A 21,752-nucleotide genomic window follows, 5' to 3' on the forward strand; every position below is an offset into this window, starting at 1 on the left:
TCCGCGGTGAGTCTTGCATGCAAGGCTCACGACGGGCCGTACCGCCGTGGTTTCTTATTGTCTTAACGCTTCTTGCGGTTGGCGATGTGGATGGCGCCGCCATTCACTGCCAGAGCAGCTTCGTGCAAGGCTTCCGACAGGGTCGGATGGGAGAAAACCATCATGCCCAGGTCTTCAGCGCTGGTGCCGAATTCCATACCGATCGCGCCCTGCTGAACCAGTTCGGCAGCGCTTGGGCCAATCACATGGACGCCCAATACGCGGTCTGTCTTGGCATCAGCGATGACCTTGACGAAACCACCGGTATCGTTGGCAGCCATGGCACGGCCGGAGGCTGCGAACGGGAAGGTGCCGACGTTAACTTCAACGCCTTCAGCTTTCAAGGCCTGCTCGGTTTTACCAACCCACGCGATTTCCGGGTGAGTATAAATAACCGAAGGGATCAAATCATAGTTCATCTGAGCCTTGTGGCCCTTGATGCGCTCGACAACCATGATGCCTTCTTCCGACGCTTTGTGCGCCAGCATCATGCCGCGAACCACGTCACCGATGGCGTAGACGCCCGGTACGGTGGTGGCGCAGTGATCATCAACGTGCACGAAACCGCGCTCGTCCAGGGTCACGCCGCAGTCGGCAGCCAGCAGATCAGTGGTCACCGGACGGCGACCAACGGCTACGATCAGCTTGTCGAAAGTGATGTTCTGTTCGCCGTTGGCATCGGTGTAGTTCACAACGACTTCGTCGCCGTTCACTTTGGAACCGGTCACGCGAGCGCCCAGCTTGATGTCCAGACCCTGTTTGGTCAGGGTTTTCAGCGCTTCCTTGGAAACAGCGGCGTCCGCTGCCATCAGGAAAGTGTCCAGGGCTTCCAGGACAGTCACTTCTGCACCCAGACGCGACCAGACCGAACCCAGTTCCAGACCGATCACGCCAGCGCCGATCACACCCAGACGCTTAGGCACAGTCTGGAATTCCAGGGCGCCAGTCGAATCGACGATCACATTCTGGTCAACCGGAGCTGGCGGAATGTCGATCGGACGCGAACCTGGAGCCAGGATCACGTTCTCGGCCTGGATGATTTCTACCGAGCCGTCTGGCTTGGTGACTTCAACTTGCTTGCCGGCCAGCAGCTTGCCGTGACCTTCAATGGAAGTCACACCGTTGGCTTTGAACAGGGTCGCAACGCCAGAGGTCAGGCCTTTGACGATGGTGGCCTTGCGGCCGACCATTGCTGGCACGTCCATGGTCACGCCAGCGTGGTTGATACCGTGGATCGCGAAGCCTTCTTTGGCTTCCTTGTACTTCCAGGAGCTGTCCAGCAGCGCCTTGGATGGAATGCAGCCGACGTTCAGGCAAGTACCGCCCAGAGCCAGTTTGCCTTCCTTGTCGGTGTACTTCTCGATGCAGGCAGTGCTGAGGCCCAGTTGGGCAGCCTTGATGGCAGCCACATAGCCGCCAGGGCCAGCGCCGATCACTACTACGTCAAATTTCTGCGACATTCAAAAAATCCTCTTTAGCGAAAAGCTTCAAGCCGCGAGCGGCAAGCCAAACTGCGGGTTTTCCGTCAGCTCGAGCTTGCAGCTCATGGCTGCTTCTATCAGATATCCAGCAACAGACGAGCCGGATCTTCCAGCAGGTTCTTGATGGTCACCAGGAAGGTCACAGCTTCTTTGCCATCGATCAGACGGTGATCGTAGGACAGTGCCAGGTACATCATCGGACGGATAACGACCTGACCGTTGATGGCCATAGGACGCTGGATGATGTTGTGCATGCCCAGGATGGCGGCTTGTGGCGGGTTGACGATCGGGGTCGACATCATCGAACCGAAAGTACCACCGTTGGTGATGGTGAAAGTACCACCGGTCATTTCGTCCATCGACAGTTTGCCGTCGCGGGCTTTCTTGCCGAAGGTAGCGATGCCGCCTTCGATTTCAGCCAGGCTCATCAGTTCGGCGTTACGCAGAACCGGTACAACCAGGCCGCGATCGCTGGAAACTGCAACGCCGACGTCAGCGTAGCCGTGGTAAACGATGTCAGCACCGTCGATCGAGGCGTTAACGGCCGGGAAGCGTTTCAGCGCTTCGGTGGCAGCCTTCACGAAGAACGACATGAAGCCCAGGCGCACGCCGTTGTGGGACTTCTCGAACAGGTCCTTGTACTTCGAACGCAGGGCCATGACTTCGGTCATGTCGACTTCGTTGAAAGTGGTCAGCATCGCCATGTTCGACTGAGCTTCAACCAGACGCTTGGCCACGGTGGCACGAACGCGGGTCATCGGTACGCGCTTCTCGATGCGGTCGCCAGCGGCGAACACAGGAGCGGCAGCCGAAGGAGCAGCAGCCTTGGCAGGCGCGGCAGCCGGAGCGGCTTTCTTGGCAGCAACGGCTGCAACCACGTCTTCCTTGGTCACACGACCGCCTTTGCCGGTGCCGGCAACGGAAGCGATGTTGATGCCGTTTTCTTCAGCCAGCTTGCGAGCAGCCGGTGCAGCAACAGGATCGTCTTCGCCTTCGGCAGCAGGAGCAGCAGCTTGTGCAGCGGCCGGAGCAGCAGCGGCTGGAGCAGCGGCAGCAGCACCGCCCGCTTCGATGGAGCCCAGCACTTCGTCGGACAGAACGGTGTCGCCTTCGTTCTTGACGATAGCGCCCAGCACGCCGTCAGCAGTCGCCAACACTTCCAGGACAACCTTGTCGGTTTCGATGTCGACAATCAGGTCGTCACGCTTGACGGCGTCGCCCGGTTTTTTGTGCCAGGTGGCAACGGTGCCATCGGCAACCGATTCCGGGAAAGTGGGGGCTTTGATTTCGATAGCCATTATCTGTGGGTCCTTAAATTCGGTTTCAGGTGCGCGAAGGCGTTAAACAGTAAAGGCGTCTTGCAGCAGTTTTTCCTGCTGCTCAGCGTGCATCGATGCATAACCGCATGCCGGTGCAGCAGAAGCCTCACGGCCCGCGTACTCGAGTACGAGAGACTTGTCGAGGTTACTGATGCTGCGACGCATGTGGTGTTGGCTGCAGTACCAGGCACCCTGGTTCATCGGCTCTTCCTGACACCAAACGGCAGCTTTGACGTTGGTATAAGGAGCCAGGACTTCTTTCAAGTCGTCCTCAGGGAATGGGTACAGCTGCTCGATACGCACGATGGCGATATCGTCACGGCCTTCGGCACGGCGTTTTTCCAGCAAGTCGTAGTAGACCTTGCCGCTACACAGAACTACGCGCTCGACCTTTTTCGGGTCTTGGGCGTCGATTTCCGGGATAACGGTCTGGAACGAACCTTCGGCCAGATCTTCCAGGGTCGAGATGGCCAGCTTGTGACGCAGCAGCGACTTCGGAGTCAGAACGATCAACGGCTTGCGCAGCGGGCGAATCACCTGACGACGCAGCAAGTGGTAGATCTGTGCCGGCGTAGTCGGCACCGCGACCTGAATGTTGTGCTCGGCGCACAGCTGCAGGTAACGCTCAAGACGAGCCGAGGAGTGCTCCGGCCCCTGACCTTCATAACCGTGCGGCAGCAGCATGGTCAGACCGCACAGACGGCCCCACTTGTGCTCGCCACTGGTGATGAACTGGTCGATAACCACCTGGGCACCGTTGGCGAAGTCGCCGAACTGGGCTTCCCAGATCACCAGCGCATCCGGCGTGGTGGTCGAGTAGCCGTATTCGAACGCCAGCACCGCTTCTTCGGACAGGAACGAGTCGTACAGGTCGAAGCGTGGCTGACCGTCGTACAGGTTCTGCAGCGGGATGTAGGTGCCCGCGTCTTTCTGGTTGTGCAGAACAGCATGACGGTGCGAGAACGTACCGCGGCCGATGTCCTGGCCGGTCATGCGGATCGGGTGACCTTCGAACGCCAGGGTTGCGTACGCCATGGTTTCGGCGTAACCCCAGTTGATCGGCAGGCCGCCGGCTTGCATCTTCTGACGGTCTTCGTAGATCTTCGCAACCTGGCGCTGAACCACGAAGCCTTCCGGGATTTCCAGCAGCTTGGCGGACAGTTCCTGCAAGGTCTTCAGATCGAAACGAGTGTCGTGACGCGCGGTCCAGGCGTGGCCCAGATACGGACGCCAATCCACGAACAACTCTTTGTTCGGCTCTTTGACCAGGCTTTTCACTACGTGCAGACCGTTGTCCAGCGCGTTGCGGTATTCGTCGACTTTCGCCTGAACACGCTCAGCGTCCAGGACACCGCCCTGGGTCAGACGATCGGCATACAGCTCACGGGTGGTGCGCTGTTTGGTGATCTGCTGATACATGATCGGCTGGGTGCCGCTTGGCTCGTCGGCCTCGTTGTGGCCGCGACGACGGTAGCAGACCAGGTCGATCACCACGTCACGCTTGAACTGCATGCGGTAGTCGATGGCCAGCTGGGTCACGAACAATACGGCTTCCGGATCATCACCATTCACATGGAGGATCGGCGCCTGGATCATTTTCGCAACGTCGGTCGCGTACTCGGTGGAACGCGAGTCCAGCGGGTTGCTGATGGTGAAACCGACCTGGTTGTTGATCACGATGTGCACGGTACCGCCGGTCTTGAAACCGCGGGTCTGCGACATCTGGAAGGTTTCCATGACCACGCCTTGACCTGCGAAAGCGGCGTCACCGTGGATGGAGATCGGCAGGACTTTCTCACCGGTTGGATCGTTACGACGATCCTGACGGGCGCGAACCGAACCCTCGACCACCGGGGAAACGATTTCCAGGTGGGACGGGTTGAACGCCATGGCCAGGTGAACTTCACCGCCGGTGGTCATCACGTTGGACGAGAAGCCCTGGTGATACTTGACGTCACCGGAACCCAGCTCGACCTTCTTCTTGCCTTCGAACTCGTCGAACAGCTCACGCGGGTTCTTGCCGAAGGTGTTGACCAGCACGTTCAGACGGCCACGATGGGCCATGCCGATGACGATTTCCTTGGTGCCGTAGGAACCGGAACGCTGGATCAGCTCATCGAGCATCGGAATCAGGCTCTCGCCGCCTTCCAGACCGAAACGCTTGGTACCCGGGTATTTGGTGCCCAGGTATTTCTCCAGGCCTTCACCGGCGGTCACGCGCTCAAGCAAGTGGCTCTTGATGTCGGCAGAATACGTCGGACGGCCGCGCACGCTTTCCAGACGCTGCTGGAACCACTGGCGCTGCTCGGAATCGGTGATGTGCGTAAATTCAGCGCCGATGGTGCGGCAATATGTCTGCTGCAACGCTTCGTGAATTTCGCGTAGGCTCGCTTCCTCTTTGCCGATGAACAGGTCGCCGGCACGGAAGGTCGTATCAAGATCGGCATTGGTCAAGCCGTAATGATTGATCGACAGGTCTGCAGGTGCAGGACGCTGCCACAGCCCCAGCGGGTCAAGCTGGGCTGCCTGGTGGCCACGCATACGGTAGGCCTGGATCAATCGCAGCACTTCAACTTGCTTCTTCTCGTGCTCACTGCTCACGCTGCCGGCGGAAACCGGTTGGGCGCGGCGCTGGTTCTTTGCCAGCAAGACGAAATGATCGCGAATTGTGGAGTGCGAAACATCGGTGGCAGAGTTGCCGTCAGCAGGCAACTTCTGGAAGTAGGTGCGCCACTCTTCTGGCACAGCGTTAGGGTCGTGCAGGTAGAGCTCGTAGAGCTCTTCCACATAGGCAGCGTTACTACCGGATAGGTAGGCACTGTTCCACATGCGCTGCATCACGCTTTCTTGCATGCTTGGTCACCCTCGGTTAGGGGAACACCACCGGTGTCGACACCGAGCAAACTTGCAGAAGTCCGAATGCAGCGACCAAAACAAGCCACTAGGATCACACTGATAGTCCGGGTACCAGCCCGGATGCCCCTGCTTGTCTCATTTCTTCAAAATAAGAGCCTCAGCCTTATAAGCTGCTGCTCAGGTTAAAACTACGGCGCCGGTTGAAGCCTGCGCCGTAGCATCCACGGGTACAGCGGTACTACATTTGCAGCAGCTGAATCACACGCCGCTCGAGAGCAGCATGTTACGGATGTGACCGATGGCCCTAGTCGGGTTCAGGCCTTTCGGACATACGTTGACGCAGTTCATGATGCTCCGGCAGCGGAATACGCTGAACGGGTCATCCAGCGCAGCCAGGCGCTCGGTAGTCTTGGTATCGCGGCTGTCTGCCAGGAAGCGGTACGCTTGCAGCAGGGCAGCTGGACCCAGGAACTTGTCCGGGTTCCACCAGAAGGACGGGCAAGAGGTCGAGCAGCAAGCGCACAGGATGCACTCGTACAGACCGTCGAGCTTTTCACGCTCTTCAGGGGACTGCAGACGCTCGATGGCCGGAGCCGGCGTGTCGTTCTGCAGGAATGGCTTAACCTTCTCGTATTGCTTGTAGAAGATGCTCATATCGACGACCAGGTCACGGATAACCGGCAAACCTGGCAGAGGACGAACGATCAACTTGTTACCTTTTACAACAGCAGACAGCGGCGTGACGCAGGCCAGGCCGTTCTTGCCGTTGATGTTCATGCCGTCGGAACCGCAAACGCCTTCACGGCAAGAGCGACGATAGGAGAAACCTTCGTCCTGCTCTTTGATCAGGGCCAGTACGTCCAGCACCATCAGGTCTTTACCACCGGTATCGACCTGGAATTCCTGCATGAACGGCGCGGCGTCCTGATCAGGGTTGTAACGATAAACACTGACTTGCAACATGGCGGCCACCCTTAATAAGTCCGAATCTTAGGTTCAAAAGTCGGAACAGTCTTCGGCGAGAAGTTCACAGCACGCTTGGTCACGCGCTTGTCACCCGGGAAGTACAGGGTGTGGCACAGCCAGTTTTCGTCGTCGCGGTCTTCGAAGTCTTCACGGGCGTGAGCACCGCGGGACTCTTTACGTACTTCGGCAGCGATGGCGGTAGCTTCAGCCACTTCCAGCAGGTTCTGCAGTTCCAGAGCTTCGATACGTGCAGTGTTGAACGCTTGCGACTTATCGTTGATCTTGACGTTGGCGATGCGCGCGCGCAGGTCAGCCAGCTGGGCAATACCCTTCTGCATGTATTCGCCGGTACGGAATACACCGAAGTAGTTCTGCATGCAGTTTTGCAGTTCGCGACGCAGGGTAGCCACGTCTTCGCCTTCGGTACGGTTGTTCAGTGCGTTCAGGCGCGACAGGGCAGCTTCAATGTCAGCTTCGGTAGCGTCGTCGTATTCGATGCCGTCGGTCAGCGCTTTTTCCAGGTGCAGGCCGGCAGCGCGGCCGAATACCACCAGGTCGAGCAGAGAGTTACCGCCCAGACGGTTGGCACCGTGAACCGATACGCAAGCCACTTCGCCTACAGCGAACAGACCATGAATGATCTCGTCCACGCCTTCAGCGTTCTGGGTGATCGCCTGACCATGAATGTTGGTCGGCACGCCGCCCATCATATAGTGGCAAGTCGGAACAACCGGAACCGGAGCAACGACCGGGTCAACGTGAGCAAACGTTTTCGACAGTTCGCAGATGCCTGGCAGACGGCTGTGCAGCACTTCCTCGCCCAAGTGGTCGAGTTTGAGCATTACGTGGTCGCCATTCGGGCCGCAACCGTTGCCGGCGATGATTTCTTTCACCATCGAACGGGCAACCACGTCACGACCAGCAAGGTCTTTGGCGTTCGGAGCATAACGCTCCATGAAACGCTCGCCGTGCTTGTTGATCAGGTAACCACCTTCACCACGGCAACCTTCTGTAACCAGTACACCGGCGCCGGCAATGCCGGTCGGGTGGAACTGCCACATTTCGATGTCTTGTACCGGTACGCCGGCACGCAGCGCCATGCCAACGCCGTCACCGGTGTTGATCAGGGCATTGGTGGTCGATGCATAGATACGACCTGCACCGCCGGTGGCCAGAACGGTAGCCTTGGCACGGATGTAGGTGGTTTCGCCGGTTTCGATGCAGATGGCGATCACGCCGACGAACTCGCCTTGCGAGTTCTTCACCAGGTCGACAGCGTAGTACTCGTTCAGGAACGTGGTACCGGCTTTCAGGTTGCCCTGATAAAGGGTGTGCAGCAGTGCGTGACCGGTACGGTCGGATGCAGCGCAAGTACGCGCAGCCTGGCCGCCTTTACCGTAGTCCTTGGACTGACCACCGAACGGACGCTGGTAGATGCGGCCTTGTTCGGTACGGGAGAACGGCAGACCCATGTGGTCCAGTTCGAAAACTGCGGCCGGGCCTTCCTGACACATGTACTCGATAGCGTCCTGGTCACCGATATAGTCGGAACCCTTGACGGTATCGTACATGTGCCAGCGCCAGTCATCGTTCGGGTCGGCCGAAGCGATGGCGCAGGTGATGCCGCCTTGAGCGGATACGGTGTGCGAACGGGTCGGGAACACCTTGGTGATCACGGCAGTCTTGTGACCGCCTTGTGCCAGTTGCAGCGCTGCGCGCATGCCGGCACCGCCACCACCAATAATGATGGCGTCGAAAGAAATCGTTGGAATGTTAGCCATGAATCAGATACCCCAGAGAATCTGCACACCCCAGACGAAGTAAGCGAACATCGCAACGCCGCATACTGCCTGGAAAAGGAAACGTACTGCAGTCGCGGACTTGCCCAGCGCCATCGGCGTCAGGTAGTCGGTCGCGATGGTCCACATGCCGACCCAGGCGTGAGCGCCGAGGGCCACAAGGGCCAGCAGACTGAAGATACGCATCCCGTTGTGGGCGAACAGGCCGTGCCATTGGTCATAGCCAATGCCCGGGTTCGCAGCGAGGTATCCGATCAGGAAAATGAAATAAGCCGCGAGAACGACCGCAGACACACGTTGCGCCATCCAGTCATACAGACCGGAACGCGAAAGGTTCGTAACGCTGGTTACCATATCCAAACTCCTGCCAGAACGATCAACACCACGGAAATGGCGATGATGATTTTCGAGCCCAGCGTGCCGCCTTCCAGCGTCTCACCGATGCCCATATCCATGATCAAGTGGCGCACACCGGCTACCAGGTGATACAGCAGAGCGGACAGGAGGCCCCATGCTACGAACTTGGCCAGCGGGCTGGTCAAGGTTGCCTTCACGTCGACAAAACCTTCCTCGGAACCCAAAGACTTGCCCAATGCATAAAGCATGAAGCCAAGGCCCAGGAAGAGGATGATGCCGGAAACACGGTGAAGAAACGACGTAACGCCGGTGATGGGGAGTTTGATGGTCCTTAGGTCTAGGTTTACAGGTCGTTGGCTTTTCACGGCTTTTTTTTCACACTGAAGAGCCCCTAACAATCAGGGCAAAGTTGTTGGGGAGTGCACTGGTCAGGTAACCACCACCCAGGGATGCGACCCCCAATAAAGCAGGCCCAAAAGCCCTTGGCGGTCGGTGGCCGAGTATAGACAGTTAGGCTACTAATGACAACGCAAAGACCTAACCCAAACAGCGGATTGCGCAACTGACATAAAAGGCGTAAATGGCAGGCAATTTCGAGAAAAAAGTCGGGTTAAAGCCTTCTGGAGCAAGACTTTAGGCAAATTGACATTCGAATTTATCTCACTATAGTGGTGCGGGCCCTGCGTGGGGGGTCTGTCTGATGATTTCAAGCATAAATAGGAGGCCACATGGCTGACAAAAAAGCGCAGTTGATCATCGAGGGCGCAGCCCCCGTCGAGCTGCCCATTTTAACCGGCACCGTTGGTCCCGATGTTATCGATGTTCGGGGCTTGACGGCCACGGGCCGTTTCACCTTTGACCCTGGTTTCATGTCGACCGCTTCCTGCGAGTCGAAGATCACCTATATCGACGGCGACAACGGCATTCTGCTGCACCGCGGCTACCCGATCGAACAGCTGGCTGAAAAGTCGGACTACCTGGAAACCTGCTATCTGCTGCTCAACGGCGAATTGCCGACCGCAGAACAGAAGGCCCAGTTCGTCAGCACCGTAAAGAACCACACCATGGTTCACGAGCAGCTGAAGACTTTCTTCAACGGCTTCCGTCGCGACGCCCACCCGATGGCCGTCATGTGCGGTGTAGTCGGCGCCCTTTCGGCCTTCTACCACGACTCCCTGGACATCAATAACCCGCAGCATCGCGAAATCTCCGCGATCCGCCTGGTTGCCAAGATGCCGACCCTGGCAGCGATGGTTTACAAGTACTCCATGGGCCAACCCATGATGTACCCGCGCAATGACCTGACGTACGCGGAAAACTTCCTGCACATGATGTTCAACACCCCGTGCGAGATCAAACCGATCAGCCCGGTGCTCGCCAAGGCCATGGACCGGATCTTCATCCTCCATGCCGACCACGAGCAGAACGCATCGACTTCCACCGTGCGCCTGGCAGGCTCTTCGGGTGCCAACCCGTTCGCCTGTATCGCCGCCGGTATCGCCGCACTGTGGGGCCCTGCCCACGGCGGTGCGAACGAAGCCGTTCTGACCATGCTCGATGAAATTGGCGATGTCTCGAACATCGACAAGTACATCGCCAAGGCCAAGGACAAGAACGATCCGTTCAAACTGATGGGCTTCGGTCACCGCGTTTACAAAAACCGCGACCCGCGTGCCACCGTGATGAAGAAGACCTGCGACGAAGTGTTGAAGGAACTGGGCATCCAGAACGATCCGCAACTCGAACTGGCCATGCGCCTGGAAGAGATCGCCCTGACCGACCCGTACTTCATCGAACGTTCGCTGTACCCGAACGTCGACTTCTACTCGGGGATCATCCTCAAGGCGATCGGCATTCCAACCAGCATGTTCACCGTGATCTTCGCCCTGGCGCGGACCGTTGGCTGGATCTCCCACTGGAAGGAAATGCTCTCCAGCCCGTACAAGATTGGCCGTCCACGCCAGCTGTACACCGGCTACGAGTCGCGTGATATCTCCAAGCTGGAAGACCGCAAGTAAGATTTTTCTTGCTGTAGCGTGTTGAGTTGTACCGGAGACGGCCTCTGCTTTTTTATATAAAGAGCAGGAGGCCGTTTTTGTTTGTGCGGTTTTTTTGGTGGTGTACATATCCGTTTTTTCGGTGACGGCGGCTCAGGGTTCCGCCCTTACGGCGGGTCACTTTCGAAGAGCGCGAAAGTAACCAAAGCGCTTTGCCCCTTTCGTTCGGTGCCTCGCCTAGGCTCGGCATGCCCTCGCTCCGGTCCTGCTCCGTGGGCCCGCCGCCATCGGCCATCCATGGCCGGGGGCGGCTAACCCGGCATCCTTGCCGGGTTGCCCACTGCGCAGAACCTCCACTCGGCCTCTCGATGGGGCAAGAAGGTCAAAAGCAAAAGCAAAAGCCGCGTACACCTTCGCTCTTCACCACTCATCAGGCCGAGCGTTAGCTCGCCTGCAGCTCTTGATCTTGATCCACCCGCCCCATCGGGAGGCTGAGTGGAGGTGTTCATCCGGGGATGGTCGCGCAGCGCCGTTCGACGCAGTCGAACTCATCGCATGTAGGTGCCAGCGAAGCCAACCGGAGGGCGATGCCCCCGGATGAATGCCGGAGCGAAGGAACCCCGAGCCTAGGCGAGGGGCCGGACGCTCGGGGCGAGCGCTTTTTTTGCTTACTTTTTTTGAGGCGCTTGTTAAAAAAAGTGAGTCGCCGTAAGGGCGAAACCCTAAGCCGCCGTTACCGCAGGAATGGATATGTACGCGATCAACAAAAGACAGGTCGGCTGACCGATAACCGCCCAATAAAAAATGCCCCGATCTTTCGACCGGGGCATCTCCTACAACTGCGTTACTTATATAAAAGCATCAAACCTTAGTGCGATACCGCCCCACTCGCCCCCAGACCAGTCTGCGAACGAACGAACTGAGGGAAGAACAGCGCCCGCTCATTGTCCGCAGCAGTCGACTTGTCAGTGATCGAGAAGAACCAGATCCCGACAAAGGCAATGATCATCGAGAACAGCGCCGGGTATTCATACGGGAAGATAGCCTTCTCGTGATGCAGGATCTGCACCCAGATGGTCGGGCCAAGCACCATCAAGCCAACAGCGCTGATCAAGCCCATCCAGCCGCCGATCATCGCACCGCGGGTTGTCAGCTTTTTCCAGTACATGGAAAGCAGCAGGACCGGGAAGTTGCAGCTCGCCGCGATGGAGAACGCCAGGCCCACCATGAACGCGATGTTCTGGCTTTCGAACAGAATGCCCAGCCCGATCGCCAGCACCGCCAAAGCGATAGTGGTGATTTTCGAGACGCGAATCTCATCCTTCTCGTTAGCCTTGCCTTTCTTGATCACGCTGGCGTACAGGTCGTGAGACACCGCCGATGCACCGGCCAGGGTCAGACCGGCAACCACTGCCAGAATGGTCGCGAACGCTACTGCCGAGATGAAGCCCAGGAAGATACTGCCACCCACCGCGTTGGCCAGGTGCACCGCCGCCATGTTGTTGCCGCCCAACAGCGCGCCAGCCGCATCTTTGAAGGCCGGGTTGGTGCTGACCAGCAGGATCGCCCCGAAGCCGATGATGAAGGTCAGAATGTAGAAGTAACCGATGAAGCCAGTTGCGTACAGCACGCTCTTGCGAGCTTCTTTAGCGTCACTCACGGTGAAGAAGCGCATCAGGATGTGTGGCAGGCCAGCGGTACCGAACATCAGTGCCAGACCGAGGGAGAATGCCGAGATCGGATCCTTTACCAGGCCGCCCGGGCTCATGATTGCTTCACCTTTAGGGTGAACCTTGATCGCCTCGGAGAACAGCATGTTGAAGTCGAAGTTGACGTGCTTCATCACCATCAGCGCCATAAAGGAGGCGCCGGACAGCAGCAACACTGCCTTGATGATCTGCACCCAGGTGGTCGCCAGCATGCCGCCGAACAACACGTACATGCACATCAGGATACCGACCAGGATCACCGCAACGTGGTAGTCCAGACCAAACAGCAGCTGGATCAGCTTGCCTGCACCGACCATTTGCGCGATCAGGTAGAACGCCACCACCACCAGCGAACCGCAGGCGGACAGCGAGCGAATCTGGGTTTGCCCGAGGCGGTAGGACGCCACGTCGGCAAAGGTGTATTTACCCAGGTTACGCAGACGCTCGGCGATCAGGAACAGAATGATCGGCCAGCCCACCAGGAAGCCGATCGAGTAGATCAGGCCGTCGTAGCCGGAGGTGAACACCAGCGCGGAAATACCCAGGAAGGAAGCTGCCGACATGTAGTCACCGGCAATCGCCAGACCGTTCTGGAAACCGGTGATCTTGCCGCCAGCGGCGTAGTAGTCGGAAGCCGAGTTGTTTTTCTTGGATGCCCAGTAAGTGATGTACAACGTCGCGCCGACGAACGCCACGAACATAAGGATCGCGGCGACGTTCAGCGGTTGTTTCTGCACGGCGCCGGTCAGGGCGTCAGCCGCCCAGGCTCCAGGTGCGAAGGCTGCGATGCTCAATAGAGCCATTAGACGCCGGATCATTGCTGAGCCTCCTTGAGAATCGCATTGTTCAGGTCGTCGAATTCGCCATTGGCGCGTCGTACGTAAATGCCGGTCAGGATGAAGGCCGAAAGGATCAGCCCGACACCGATCGGTATGCCCCAGGTAATCGATGACTCAGGGCTGAGTTTCGCCCCCAGTACATGCGGCCCGTAAGCAATCAAAAGGATGAATCCGGAGTAAAGCCCTAGCATGATCGCCGAAAGAATCCAGGCGAATCGTTCCCTCTTGCTAACCAGCTCCTTGAAGCGCGGGCTGTTTTGAATCGAGAGGTAAATGCTGTCGTTCATTGTTTTTATCCTCGCAGCACAGATTAAGTTGGAACGGTATCCACTCTATGCGGCTGCGGGGCAGGTTCCAGACGACCTTAGTCTTAGAACCACATGACGTTTTTGCCAATTATCAGCACACCATAAATCAATGTGGGAGCGGGCTTGCTCGCGAAGAGGTCGTATCAGTCACCATCAAGGTTGACTGTAAGACCGCTTTCGCGAGCAAGCCCGCTCCCACAATTCAAAGCGATATGTGCGTTATTTAGTCCAGGCAGCCACACGCTCAGGGTGTTTCGCGACCCAATCCTTCGCCGCTGCTTCTGGCTTGGCGCCATCCTGGATCGCCAGCATGACCTGGCCGATTTCATCCTTGGATTCCCACTGGAAGTTCTTCAGGAACTTGGCCACTTCCGGCGCTTTGGCCTCCAGGCCTTTGCTACCGATGTTGTTTACGGTTTCAGCCGCGCCGTACACGCCTTTCGGGTCTTCGAGGAAGCGCAGTTTCCACTTGGCGAACATCCAGTGCGGCACCCAACCGGTCACGGCAATGGATTCGTTTTTCTTCTCGGCACGGGTCAGCTCGGCGATCATACCGGCGCCGGAACTGGCCTTGAGTTGATAGCCGGTCAGGTCGTAGTCCTTGATCGCCTGATCGGTCTTGAGCATCACGCCTGAACCGGCGTCGATGCCAACGATGCGATTCTTGAAGGTGTCGTCGGTCTTCAGGTCCTCGATGGACTTGGCCTTGACGTACTCCGGCACGATCAGGCCGATTTTCGCATCCTTGAAGTTCGGGCCGTAATCGACGACCTGATCCTTGTTCCTAGTCCAGTAATCACCATGCGTGACCGGCAGCCAGGCCGACAGCATGGCGTCGAGTTTGCCGGTAGCCACGCCTTGCCACATGATCCCGGTCGCGACGGCTTGCAGCTTCACGTCATAACCGAGTTTCTGCCTGATCACTTCGGCAGCGACGTTGGTCGTAGCGACGCTGTCCGACCAGCCGTCAACATAACCTAAAGTCACTTCCTTACCTGCGGCGCTGGCCACGGTAGAACTGATCGCCAGCACCAAAGCGGCACCTGCGCCCAAGAGTCGTCGCATCTTCATCGTTACTTCCCCGAAAGTGCTGCGCTCGACGGATGCCGAGTCGCTTAAACGTATTGTTATGGTGCACAGCGCCCCCATCACGCCTTACCGCGAATTCGCTAGAACATCAGCGGAGTACTGACACTTCCGATAATCAACCTGACGCCATCAACGACCTTCTCTGCCAGCGACCTCAAGACATCGAGAAACGACATCACAACGCCATTAATCTCGAGCACCGCTGTCGTTCCGGGCAATCCGCCCGAACTTTGCATGTCAAAATTATGCGAGCCACCAAGCACGCGACAAATGCAGGTAACATGCGCCGCTTTACTCCCAGACGGCCTGACCATGCCCGCGACATCCCGCTTTCCTTTTTTTGCTTATCTATTCGCCTGCCTGCTGGGACTCTTTGCCCTTTGCGGCTTCTGGTACGGCATTGGTAAACCGGTGATTCTGCCGGATGTCGCCAGCGCGACGCACAAGCTGCAATGCGCGTCCTACACGCCGTTCGACAAAGACCAATCGCCGTTCGATGTGCCGTTCAACCTGCGCCCCGAACGCATGGACGCCGACCTCGCGCTACTGTCGAAAAGTTTCGAATGCATCCGCACCTACTCCATGACCGGCCTCGAAGCGCTGCCCGATCTGGCGCGCAAGCACGGCTTGAAGTTGATGATCGGCGCCTGGGTCAACAGCAACCCGGTGGACACCGAAAAAGAAGTCGACCTGCTGATTGCCTCGGCCAACGCGAACGCCGACGTAGTGACCGCCGTAATCGTCGGCAACGAAACCCTGCTGCGCAAGGAAGTCACCGGCGCGCAGTTGGCGAAGCTGATCAACAAGGTCAAGAGTCACGTCAAACAACCTGTCACTTACGCCGACGTCTGGGAGTTCTGGCTCAAGCATCCGGAAATCGCACCGGCCGTGGACTTCCTGACCATCCACCTGCTGCCGTACTGGGAAGATGATCCGTCGAACATCGATGCCGCGCTGCAACATGTGGCCGAAGTGCGCCAGGTGTTCGGCAACAAGTTCGCGCCCAAGGACGTGATGATTGGCGAAACAGGCTGGCCGAGCGAAGGCCGTCAGCGTGAAACTGCCCTGCCGAGCCGGGTCAACGAAGCGAAATTCATTCGTGGTTTTGTCTCTATGGCCGAGCAGCAAGGCTGGCACTACAACCTGATCGAAGCGTTCGACCAACCGTGGAAACGCGCCAGCGAAGGTGCGGTAGGTGGTTACTGGGGACTGTTCGATGCCGACCGCCAAGACAAAGGTGTACTGGCCGGTCCCGTGTCGAACGTACCGTACTGGTCGCAGTGGCTGGTGGTGGGCAGCTTGATTTTCCTCGGCACGCTTTTGCTCGGCGGTCGAGTTCGCAGCACCCGCGCAGCCTTGGTTCTACCGTTGTTTGCGGCGCTGGCTGCTTGCGCCATCGGCGTATGGGGCGACCTCGCCCGCGTCACCACCCGCTTCACTAGCGAATGGTTGTGGGTCGCGTTGCTGACAGCATTGAATCTTTTGGTGCTGGTGCACGCAGCGCTGACGCTGAGCCCTCGCACGGGATGGCGCGCGCAGGCTTTCAATGCACTGGAGCGTCGAGCGGGCTGGCTGGTGGCCGTGATCGGGTTTGCCGCCGCGGTGAGCATGCTGGAACTGGTGTTCGACCCGCGCTATCGCAGCTTCCCGAGCGTGGCGTTCATCGTGCCGGTGCTGGTGTATCTGTGCCGCCCGGTAAGCGTGCCGCGTCGGGAGATTGCGTTGCTGACCTTCATTATTGGTGCAGGTATTGCGCCGCAGTTGTTTCGTGAAGGGTTGCAGAACCAGCAGGCCTGGGGTTGGGCGTTGGTGAGTGGGTTGATGGTGGCTGCGTTGTGGCGGTGTTTGCGGGTACGAACGAAGCAACCGTCACAATAAGTCACTTGTTCAAAAATGATCGGACCCAATATCGAATGGGTTCGATTTAATGCCCCCGAATGAGCCTCACCAACTCTCGCGTTGCCACCTCACTACCGGGGTACTTTTTAACTTGCTCACCCGTTGCGACCAAAAGATCTACGTCTGCCTGACGAAACCTCTCAATAACTTCTGGTCGTTGCGACTGGAAGTATTGTGCTTGTACCTCGGGATTATTTTTAAACCCTTCTTGCGCGAAAAGGTCCTGCTGACTATAGCCCTTGGATTCTGCGAACCTGGCAATGGGTGGTGGCTCGGCCGCCTTCCTAGCCACTCTGAATTCAGCTCCAATGTTTCGTAGTTTTACTTCATCCACTAATTCACTAGCTTGCATCGATTGAGAAGTAGTTGGCATCCCTTCCCTTTCTGACGACGGGTTACGCCCAAGTCGAGACGGCGATTTACTGAAAGAACTCACAACACCCTTTTTCAATACGGTCATGGCACTGCTCAATTGCCCTCGGGCTGATACCAGCTGTGAAACCCCCTGAATGAACACAGGGAACTCTCCCTTCGAATCCACCTTGTTGACAGGGTCCCCCACGCAATACGCATACGCATTCACCCCACCCTTCCCAAACGGACTCAAATTGTCCGGACTGTTGAACCGCATCAACACAGGGTTAAACGCGCGGTATCCATTCCCGAGCAAGTAATGCCCAGTCACCGGATCCCGTCGCTCACCATTGAAACCCAGGAGACTGATCAAGCCACCTTCGGGAAAGCGATGACCATAAGGGGAATACGCTAGATGCCGACGTTGCTCCACAGCAACTGAATGTAAAACCGAACGCTGAAGATCGGTTGCCAGCAAAGCGGAGTCAACTTTTCCCAGCTGACGCTGTTACTGCGCCAGGAGCTGCGCGTCGTGTTCAAACACAGAGTGCTGCACCGGCCCTTGCGTCTCAGTCGTCAAACGATCTTTTCGGTAAAAGCGCTGAATGCTCTGCTGATTCAGAGGAACACAACTGGCAATCCGGTCCAGGGGTTCGTAGTGATAACTGCACAACAATGTATCTCGCTGAACGGTCATTGTTTTGCTCCGACTCAGATCCGGGTGCGGATGGCTAGATTCGGATTATTTGCAGCGGCCGTCTACTATCAGAAGTGATAGGTAGAGGATGGAAATCTGGCGTAGTGTCAGGCCTCATCGCGAGCAGGCTCGCTCCTACAGTAGATCTTCAGTGAACACAAAATCCGTGAGCCACAAAGATCAACTGTAGGAGCGAGCCTGCTCGCGATGGCTATCTATCAGGCACTACGAGGCGCCCTGACCAACCGCAACCCCGCAATCACCACCGCAAACACCGCCAGCGTCGTGTTGTACAACGCCAGTGCCGGGAACCCGAGCACCAGCGCCAGCACCGCCAGCCACCACCCTGCCCGTCCCGGTACAACGAAGCCGATGATGGCAGCGGCCAAGGCGCCATAACCCAGAATATTGAAGTGAATCATCAGCCCCAGGTTCGAACGAACCTGGCATTCCCAGCGACTCGCCTTGTCCACGCAAATGCCGACCCACTGCGCATCCTCCATGAAGCCATAACGCGCGCCATAACTGGCGGCCAGCCATAGCGGCAGCAAAACAAGCAGCAGAATCACGGGCAGACGGCGGGACATGAAGCACTCCAATTGACGAAAAACGGCGGCCAGCTTAATCGCCCGACAGCCTTACGCAAGCGATAACAACTGTTAACTGGTCATTCAATCGCTGCAAAGTGTATCGTCCAGCTACTATTACTTCGAATTAAGCCTGTTTGGTGCCGATGCGTGGCACTTTGGCGCAAATTCAGTGGTCACAGCCTGCGAACTTCATTCGGCACCTTTTCTAAGGGATCTAGTCATGCTCCGTTCCTTGCGCTTCGCCGCCCTGTTTGGCGGCCTTATATTGAGTGCGTCCGCACTGGCGGTCGACATCGACGCCGCCAGTTATGGCTACCCCTTGACCAACCCGTTCGAGGCGACCATCGCCACGACGCCACCGGACCTGCGTCCGGATTTGCCGCTGGACGATGACATCAATCAGTCCGACCGCACTCTGACCTTGCGCCCGGAACGGGCCTTCGAACTGCCGGACAACTTCTGGGCGGTAAAGAAACTCACCTACCGCATCGCCACGCAGGATAAAGCCGCACCGCTGATCTTCCTGATCGCTGGCACCGGCGCGCGCTATGACAGCAGCCTTAACGAATACCTGAAGAAGCTCTACTACCAGGCCGGCTATCACGTGGTGCAACTGTCGTCGCCCACCAGCTTCGACTTCATGAGCGCCGCTTCCCGCTTCGCCACGCCGGGCATTTCCAAGGACGACGCCGAGGACATGTACCGGGTGATGCAATCGGTACGTGCGCAAAACCCCACACTGCCTGTCACCGATTACTACCTGACCGGCTACAGCCTTGGTGCACTGGATGCCGCATTCGTTGCGCATCTGGACGAAACCCGTCGCAGCTTCAACTTCAAGAAAGTCCTGCTGCTCAACCCGCCGGTCAACCTCTACACCTCGATCACCAACCTCGACAAACTGGTGCAAACCGAGGTCAAGGGCATCAACAACACCACCACCTTCTATGAACTGGTGCTGAACAAACTGACCCGCTACTTCCAGCAGAAGGGCTACATCGATCTCAACGATGCGCTGCTGTATGACTTCCAGCAGTCCAAGCAGCACCTGACCAACGAACAGATGGCGATGCTGATTGGCACCTCGTTCCGTTTTTCGGCGGCCGACATTGCCTTCACCTCGGACCTGATCAACCGTCGCGGCCTGATCACTCCACCTAAAACGCCCATCACGGAAGGCACCAGCCTCACGCCATACCTCAAGCGTGCGCTGCAATGCGATTTCGACTGCTACATCACCGAACAGGTCATCCCGATGTGGCGTGCCCGCACCGACGGCGGCAGCCTGCTGCAACTGATCGACCAGGTGAGTTTGTATGCACTGAAAGACTACCTGCACGACAGCCCGAAAATCGCCGTCATGCACAACGCCGACGACGTCATCCTCGGCCCGGGCGACCTTGGTTTCCTGCGCAAGACCTTCGGCGATCGCCTGACCGTTTACCCGTTGGGCGGTCACTGCGGCAACATCAACTACCGCGTCAACAGCGACGCCATGCTGGAGTTCTTCCGTGGCTAAATATCTCCTGCTTCTCGCCGCGTTACTCTGTGCAAGCGCTGCCAATGCCGACAACAGCAAGGCCAACGCCCCGGTGGTCGTCGACAGTGACGGCTTCAAGGAGCCACTGAGCAAACTCAAGTTCAACCCGGGACTGGATCAGCGCGAGTTCGAGCGCTCGACACTCAGCGCGCTGAACGTCTACGACCCGCTGGAAGAGTGGAACCGCCGCGTTTACCACTTCAACTACCGGTTCGACCAATGGGTGTTCCTGCCGGTGGTCGATGGCTATCGCTACATCACGCCGAGCTTTCTGCGCACCGGCGTCAGCAACTTCTTCAACAACCTTGGCGACGTGCCAAACCTGCTGAACAGCCTGTTGCAGTTCAAGGGCCAGCGTTCGATGGAGACCACGGCGCGACTGCTGCTCAACACCACGATCGGCATCGCCGGCCTGTGGGACCCGGCCACCGCCATGGGCCTGCCGCGCCAGAGCGAAGACTTCGGCCAGACTTTGGGTTTCTATGGCGTACCGGGCGGCGCCTACTTCGTACTGCCGATTCTCGGCCCTTCGAACCTGCGCGATACCGGCGGATTGGTGGTCGACTTCAGCGCCGAGTCGGCGATCAACTTCCTCAATGTTGCCGAAGTCAGTTCCAACCATCCGGAAGTGTGGGTTCTGCGCGGCATCGACAGGCGCTACCAGACCAGTTTCCGCTACGGTCAGATGAACTCGCCGTTCGAGTACGAGAAGGTGCGTTACGTGTACACCGAGGCGCGCAAGTTGCAGATTGCCGAGTAATTACGGCAAGTGTAAATCAATGTGGGAGCGGGCTTGCTCGCGAATAAGGTGTGTCAGTCGACAATAAAGTGTCTGAGACACCGCATTCGCGAGCAAGCCCGCTCCCACATTTGTTTTGTGTTGTCTTCAGCCTTTCAGCGCTTTCCAGATTTTGCTGACAGCCATAACCCCGACCAACACCACCGCCCCCGCCACAATGCCCGCGATGCCATTGAGCAACACCGGCACGATAAACCCGGCACCACCCGCCGCTGCGCTGACACTTTCGATCCAGTGATGCACTACCGGCACACCGTGAGTCAGGATGCCGCCACCGACCAGAAACATCGCTGCCGTGCCGATTACCGACAGGCTTTTCATCATGTACGGCGCTGCACTCAGAATTCCGGCCCCGATGCTTTTGGCCATCTGCCCCGGTTTTTGAGTCAGCCACAAGCCCAGGTCGTCGAGCTTGACGATGCCCGCAACCAACCCGTAAACGCCGACAGTCATAACGATGGCGATACCCGAGAGCACGACGACTTGCTGGGTCAGCGCCGATTCGGCCACGACGCCGAGGGTGATTGCGATGATTTCCGCCGAGAGGATGAAGTCGGTGCGGATCGCGCCCTTGATCTTTTCCTTCTCGTACGCCACCAGATCCACCGCCGGGTCTGCCACGGCCTCGACCAGTTCAGCATGCTCGGCCTGATCTTCAGCCTTGCTGTGCAGGAATTTGTGGGCGAGTTTCTCGAACCCTTCAAAACACAGGTAGGCACCGCCGACCATCAACAACGGCGTGACCAGCCACGGAATGAACGCGCTGATGGCCAATGCCGACGGCACCAGTATCAGCTTGTTGATGAACGAGCCCTTGGCCACCGCCCAGACCACGGGAATTTCCCGTTCGGCACGCACGCCGCTGACCTGCTGGGCATTGAGCGCCAGATCGTCGCCCAGTACACCGGCGGTCTTCTTGGCGGCCATTTTGGTCATCAACGCCACATCGTCCAGCACCGCAGCAATGTCGTCGATCAGCAACAGCAAACTGCTTCCTGCCATGAATCGGGTTTCCTTCTAGAGTGAATGCGGTGCAGCATAGCGTGGCCGAGCGCCGCACGGAGCATTCTTGAGCGCCGCCAAAGGCCGGTGCTACCATGCGCAACCGCCAGAA

General features: G+C 57.9%; 17 protein-coding genes and 1 pseudogene. 4 read left to right on the forward strand and 14 right to left on the reverse strand.

What is annotated here, in order from left to right; all coding sequences use genetic code 11:
* Positions 1 to 62 precede the first annotated feature (62 nt).
* From lpdA to sdhC, 7 genes are all read right to left on the reverse strand, one after another.
* Positions 63 to 1,499, reverse strand: coding sequence for a dihydrolipoyl dehydrogenase (lpdA, locus tag V6Z53_RS24950; protein WP_103394793.1), 1,437 nt, complete (start codon positions 1,497 to 1,499; stop codon positions 63 to 65).
* A gap of 98 nt (positions 1,500 to 1,597) precedes the next feature.
* Positions 1,598 to 2,818 (reverse strand): 2-oxoglutarate dehydrogenase complex dihydrolipoyllysine-residue succinyltransferase, encoded by a 1,221-nt coding sequence (gene odhB / locus V6Z53_RS24955; RefSeq protein WP_338582319.1) that lies wholly within the window; start codon positions 2,816 to 2,818, stop codon positions 1,598 to 1,600.
* 42 nt (positions 2,819 to 2,860) lie between these two features.
* Positions 2,861 to 5,692, reverse strand: coding sequence for a 2-oxoglutarate dehydrogenase E1 component (locus tag V6Z53_RS24960; RefSeq protein ID WP_338582320.1), 2,832 nt, complete (start codon positions 5,690 to 5,692; stop codon positions 2,861 to 2,863).
* Positions 5,693 to 5,953: 261 nt separating this feature from the next.
* On the reverse strand, positions 5,954 to 6,658 hold the full coding sequence (locus V6Z53_RS24965) for a succinate dehydrogenase iron-sulfur subunit (protein WP_338582321.1): 705 nt from the start codon (positions 6,656 to 6,658) through the stop codon (positions 5,954 to 5,956).
* Positions 6,659 to 6,669: 11 nt separating this feature from the next.
* The gene (gene sdhA, locus V6Z53_RS24970) at positions 6,670 to 8,442 is read right to left on the reverse strand and encodes a succinate dehydrogenase flavoprotein subunit (protein WP_338582323.1); all 1,773 of its coding nucleotides are present in this window, start codon (positions 8,440 to 8,442) and stop codon (positions 6,670 to 6,672) included.
* 3 nt (positions 8,443 to 8,445) lie between these two features.
* Positions 8,446 to 8,814: a succinate dehydrogenase, hydrophobic membrane anchor protein gene (gene sdhD, locus V6Z53_RS24975; RefSeq protein ID WP_007977503.1), complete on the reverse strand. Its 369-nt coding sequence runs from the start codon at positions 8,812 to 8,814 to the stop codon at positions 8,446 to 8,448.
* A complete protein-coding gene (sdhC, locus tag V6Z53_RS24980; RefSeq protein WP_154851239.1) occupies positions 8,808 to 9,182 on the reverse strand; it encodes a succinate dehydrogenase, cytochrome b556 subunit in 375 nt (124 codons plus the stop codon). The genes sdhD and sdhC overlap by 7 nt, the downstream gene beginning before the upstream one ends.
* A gap of 363 nt (positions 9,183 to 9,545) precedes the next feature.
* Here sdhC and gltA point away from each other — a divergent pair, with 363 nt between their 5' ends.
* Complete coding sequence (gene gltA / locus V6Z53_RS24985) at positions 9,546 to 10,835, forward strand: citrate synthase (protein WP_338582324.1); 1,290 nt, start codon at positions 9,546 to 9,548, stop codon at positions 10,833 to 10,835.
* Positions 10,836 to 11,682: 847 nt separating this feature from the next.
* Here gltA and V6Z53_RS24990 read toward each other — a convergent pair.
* The 3 genes from V6Z53_RS24990 to V6Z53_RS25000 form a co-directional block, all read right to left on the reverse strand.
* Positions 11,683 to 13,341 (reverse strand): cation acetate symporter, encoded by a 1,659-nt coding sequence (locus V6Z53_RS24990; RefSeq protein ID WP_338582325.1) that lies wholly within the window; start codon positions 13,339 to 13,341, stop codon positions 11,683 to 11,685.
* Positions 13,338 to 13,649 (reverse strand): DUF485 domain-containing protein, encoded by a 312-nt coding sequence (locus V6Z53_RS24995; protein WP_150702757.1) that lies wholly within the window; start codon positions 13,647 to 13,649, stop codon positions 13,338 to 13,340. The genes V6Z53_RS24990 and V6Z53_RS24995 overlap by 4 nt, the downstream gene beginning before the upstream one ends.
* A 240-nt stretch (positions 13,650 to 13,889) precedes the next feature.
* Positions 13,890 to 14,741, reverse strand: a complete 852-nt coding sequence (locus V6Z53_RS25000) for a glycine betaine ABC transporter substrate-binding protein (protein ID WP_338582326.1) — start codon at positions 14,739 to 14,741, stop codon at positions 13,890 to 13,892.
* A gap of 288 nt (positions 14,742 to 15,029) precedes the next feature.
* Here V6Z53_RS25000 and V6Z53_RS25005 point away from each other — a divergent pair, with 288 nt between their 5' ends.
* Entirely contained in the window at positions 15,030 to 16,637 is a 1,608-nt protein-coding gene (locus tag V6Z53_RS25005) for a beta (1-6) glucans synthase (RefSeq protein ID WP_338582327.1), read from the forward strand.
* Between the two features lie 46 nt (positions 16,638 to 16,683).
* On the opposite strand, the gene V6Z53_RS25010 is transcribed toward V6Z53_RS25005, so the two are convergent.
* The 3 genes and pseudogenes from V6Z53_RS25010 to V6Z53_RS25020 all read right to left on the reverse strand — a co-directional run bounded on the left by V6Z53_RS25010 (position 16,684) and on the right by V6Z53_RS25020 (position 18,296).
* The gene (locus V6Z53_RS25010; RefSeq protein WP_338586602.1) at positions 16,684 to 17,118 is read right to left on the reverse strand and encodes a hypothetical protein; all 435 of its coding nucleotides are present in this window, start codon (positions 17,116 to 17,118) and stop codon (positions 16,684 to 16,686) included.
* Between the two features lie 81 nt (positions 17,119 to 17,199).
* Positions 17,200 to 17,709, reverse strand: a pseudogene (locus V6Z53_RS25015) (RHS repeat-associated core domain-containing protein); the annotation flags it as partial.
* 218 nt (positions 17,710 to 17,927) lie between these two features.
* Positions 17,928 to 18,296 carry a hypothetical protein gene (locus V6Z53_RS25020; RefSeq protein ID WP_338582328.1) on the reverse strand — a complete coding sequence of 123 codons (369 nt, stop codon included), beginning with the start codon at positions 18,294 to 18,296 and terminating at the stop codon, positions 17,928 to 17,930.
* Positions 18,297 to 18,519: 223 nt separating this feature from the next.
* Here V6Z53_RS25020 and V6Z53_RS25025 point away from each other — a divergent pair, with 223 nt between their 5' ends.
* Positions 18,520 to 19,818, forward strand: a complete 1,299-nt coding sequence (locus tag V6Z53_RS25025; RefSeq protein ID WP_338582329.1) for a serine/threonine protein kinase — start codon at positions 18,520 to 18,522, stop codon at positions 19,816 to 19,818.
* Positions 19,811 to 20,599: a VacJ family lipoprotein gene (locus V6Z53_RS25030; protein ID WP_338582330.1), complete on the forward strand. Its 789-nt coding sequence runs from the start codon at positions 19,811 to 19,813 to the stop codon at positions 20,597 to 20,599. Before V6Z53_RS25025 ends, V6Z53_RS25030 begins: the two co-directional genes overlap by 8 nt.
* 126 nt (positions 20,600 to 20,725) lie before the next feature.
* Here V6Z53_RS25030 and V6Z53_RS25035 read toward each other — a convergent pair whose 3' ends face one another.
* Positions 20,726 to 21,640, reverse strand: coding sequence for a DUF808 domain-containing protein (locus V6Z53_RS25035; protein WP_338582331.1), 915 nt, complete (start codon positions 21,638 to 21,640; stop codon positions 20,726 to 20,728).
* Positions 21,641 to 21,752 lie beyond the last annotated feature (112 nt).

This window comes from Pseudomonas sp. MAG733B, from assembly GCF_036884845.1.
In the GTDB taxonomy this organism is placed as follows: Bacteria; Pseudomonadota; Gammaproteobacteria; order Pseudomonadales; family Pseudomonadaceae; genus Aquipseudomonas.